The sequence below is a fragment of the Kribbella sp. NPDC054772 genome (assembly GCF_053611945.1).
This window is the reverse complement of sequence record NZ_JBSHBJ010000061.1, coordinates 14,023-17,446: the sequence shown is the minus strand read 5'-3', so window position 1 is coordinate 17,446 and position 3,424 is coordinate 14,023. Positions and strand designations below refer to the sequence as shown.

Sequence of the window (3,424 nt, the reverse complement as noted above, 5' to 3'; positions counted from 1 at the left end):
AAAACGCTCGACTGGGACACCCCAGCCGAGCGTTTGCGTGATCTACTCACCACCTAGAACCCAAGGCGGTGTTGCGACGACCCCTTGAAACCGCCCCGTTGGCGGGGGCTTTCTCGGGCTTCAGGCCGTGGCGGCCGTCAGGTCGATCTTCGGCTCGGCGAAGTGACAGGCGGCCGTGTGGCCCTCGGTCGACTGCGGCTTGATCTGCAGCAGCGGTTCCTCGGTGGCGCAGATGTCCTCCGCCTTCCAGCAGCGGGTCCGGAACCGGCAGCCGCTCGGCGGGTCGATCGGCGAGGGTACGTCGCCGACCAGCCGGATCCGCTCCTTCGGCGGGACCCCACGGATCGTGCCGAGGTCCGGTGCCGCGGACAGCAGCGCCTGCGTGTACGGGTGCTGCGGCGCGTTGTAGATCTGCTCCCGGGTGCCCTGCTCGACGATCTTGCCGAGGTACATCACCGCGACCTCGTCACAGAAGTGCCGGACCACGCCGAGGTCGTGGGCGATGAACACGAACGCGATCCCGAGGTCCTTACGCAGGTCCTCGAGCAGGTTCATCACCTGGGCCTGGATCGACACGTCCAGCGCGGACACCGGCTCGTCGGCGATGATCACCTCGGGCTCGACCGCCAGCGCCCGGGCGATCCCGATCCGCTGCCGCTGACCACCGGAGAACTCGTTCGGGTACCGGTTGTGGTGCTCCGGGTTCAGGCCGACCCGCTCCAGCAGTTCCTGGACGCGCTCGAGCTCCTTGCCCTTCGGCACCAGGTTGTGCACGCGCAGCGGCGTACTGATGATGTTGCTGACCGTCTGCCGCGGGTTCAGCGAGCTGTACGGGTCCTGGAAGACGATCTGCAGCTGCCGGCGGAACGGGCGCAGGTCCCGCTCCTTCAGCTGCGCGATGTCGGTGCCCTTGAACAGGATCTGCCCCGCCGTCGGCGTGAGCAGCCGGGTGATCATCCGGCCGGTGGTCGACTTGCCACAGCCGGACTCACCGACCAGGCCGAGGCTGGCGCCCGCCTTCAGGTCGAAGCTGACCCCGTCGACGGCCTGCACGACCTTCTTGGTCCGGCCGAGACCGGCGGCTTCCTTGATCGGGAAGTGCATCTTCAGGTCGCGGACCTGCAACAACGATTCGCTCATGATTCCTCAGTCCCCTCGTCAGCCCAGTCTCGGCGCGACCTCGGCCTCGTACACCGAGGCCTTGTCGTGCAGGTGACAACGGGACGTGTGCGCACCGGCGCCGTCCACCGGCAGCAGTTCCGGCAGCTGGGTGGTGCAGAGTTCGCCCTTGACCCGGTCCTTGTACGGGCAGCGCGGGTTGAACGCGCAGCCGTCCGGCAGGTTCAGCAGGCTCGGCGGCAGACCCTTGATCGGACGCAGCCGCTCGTTCGCCGCGGAGACCGTCGGGATCGACTCCAGCAGACCCCAGGTGTAGGGCATCCGCGGGTTCGCCAGCACGTCCTGCGCGGTGCCGTACTCGACACAGCGCCCGGCGTACATCACCAGGACGTCGTCGGCCATCTCGGCCACCACGCCCAGGTCGTGGGTGATCAGCACGATCGCGGAGCCGAACTCCTTCTGCAGGTTGTTCAGCAGGTCCAGGATCTGCGCCTGCACGGTGACGTCGAGCGCGGTGGTCGGCTCGTCGGCGATCACCAGCTTCGGGTCGTTGATCAGGCTCATCGCGATCATGGCGCGCTGCCGCATACCGCCGGAGAACTCGTGCGGGTACTGCGCGAACCGGCGCGGCGGGTTCGGGATGCCGACCAGGTCGAGCATCTCCAGCGCCCGCTTCTTCGCGGCGTCCTTCGAGACCTTGTGGTGCACCCGGTACGCCTCGACCAACTGGTTGCCGATCGTGTACAGCGGATGCAGCGAGGACTGCGGGTCCTGGAAGACCATCGAGACCGCGTCGCCGCGGACCTTCATCAGGTCGCTCTCGCTGAGGCCGATGATCTCGTCGCCGCCGAGCCGGATCGAGCCGGTGATCCGGGTCCGCTTGCGGTCGTGCAGGCCCATCACGGCCATGCTCGACACGGACTTGCCGGAGCCGGACTCGCCGACGATCGCCAGCGTGCGGCCGAGCGGGACCGAGTAGCTCAGCCCGTTCACCGCGCTGACCAGACCGTCCGCGGTCGGGAACTGCACCGCGAGATCCTCGACCACCAGGTACGGCGTCTCGCCACTCGGGTTGGTCGAACCCTGGCGACGCTCGCGGGTGGCGACCGACGGCCCACGCTTGGCGGCAGCAGTATCCGTCGCAGCGCCGTCCGTGGCGTCCGCCGGCGTGGCTGCACTCTCGGCCATGCTGTCCTTCTTGTCGTCGGGGGCGGGATTCGTCACGACAGCCTCACCCGGGGGTCGATCAGGCTGTAGCCGATGTCCACCAGGAGGTTCATCACGACGATGAGCACGGAGGCGACCAGCACGGTGCCCATGATCACCGGCAGGTCGTAACTGTTCAAACTGTCCAGCACCAGGACGCCGAGCCCGGGGAGGTCGAAGATCCGCTCGGTGAAGATCGCGCCGCCGAGGCTGCCGGCGACGTCCAGACCGAAGATCGTGACGACCGGGATCAACCCGGACCGGAGCGCGTGCTTGTAGGTGACCACCCGGTCCGACAGGCCCTTGGCCCGCGCGGTCCGGATGAAGTCCTCGCTCAGTGTCTCGACCATGGAGCCACGGGAGTATCTGGCGTAGGACGTGCAGTTGTAGATGCCGAGCACCAACCAGGGTGTCAGCAAACCGGCGACCCATTTCGCCGGGTTCTCGGACGGTGGTGTCCATTCCCCTCGAGGCAGGATCGGATAGAGCACCGTCAGATAGAGAGCGACCATCAGCGCCACGATGTAGTACGGCACCGAACTGATCACCAGGGTGCTGCTCATCAGGGCCCGGTCGCCCAGGGTCCCGCGTCTCTTCGCCGCCATCGATCCGACGAACACACCGATCGTCAGCACCAGGACGGCGTACCCGAAGACCAGTGACAACGTCACCGGGAACCGGGACTTGATCATGTCGGTGACCGGCCGGTCGTTCTTGAACGAGAAGCCGAGGCACGGCGCCGCGCAGTGCTGCTTGACGCCCGACGTGGTGAAGTCGCGACCGGTGAAGATGCCCGCGGTGTACTCGGCGAACTGCTGTGCCTTCGGCCGGTCGAGATGCAGGTTGGTCCTGATCTCGTTGTACCGCTGGGTGGTGCAGTTGCGCTCGCCGCAGATCGCGCCGGCCGGGTCGGTGGGCGCGATGAAGAACAGCGCGAAGGTCGCGATCAGGGTTGCCAACACGACACTGAGCGCGCTGACCAGGCGGCGCGCCACGAAGTAGAGCACGGGATTGTCTCCTCACCGATCGGCATGGGGGGCGCGCCGTGGGTGGGGCGCCCACACCCAATGAAGTGTTAAAGAAAGAAAAAAAAAACAAA

At 66.8% G+C, this 3,424-nt stretch carries 3 protein-coding genes; all 3 read right to left on the bottom strand.

Translation table 11 applies throughout. From position 1 onward, the window contains the following. Positions 1-120: 120 nt before the first annotated feature. The 3 genes from ACWGID_RS40995 to ACWGID_RS40985 are packed head-to-tail and all read right to left on the bottom strand — an operon-like array spanning position 121 to position 3,332. On the bottom strand, positions 121-1,140 hold the full coding sequence (locus ACWGID_RS40995; protein WP_452204800.1) for an ABC transporter ATP-binding protein: 1,020 nt from the start codon (positions 1,138-1,140) through the stop codon (positions 121-123). An 18-nt stretch (positions 1,141-1,158) separates the two neighbouring features. After that, positions 1,159-2,343 (bottom strand): ABC transporter ATP-binding protein, encoded by a 1,185-nt coding sequence (locus tag ACWGID_RS40990; RefSeq protein WP_452204799.1) that lies wholly within the window; start codon positions 2,341-2,343, stop codon positions 1,159-1,161. Then, on the bottom strand, positions 2,340-3,332 hold the full coding sequence (locus tag ACWGID_RS40985) for an ABC transporter permease (RefSeq protein ID WP_452204798.1): 993 nt from the start codon (positions 3,330-3,332) through the stop codon (positions 2,340-2,342). The genes ACWGID_RS40990 and ACWGID_RS40985 overlap by 4 nt, the downstream gene beginning before the upstream one ends. Positions 3,333-3,424: the final 92 nt, after the last annotated feature.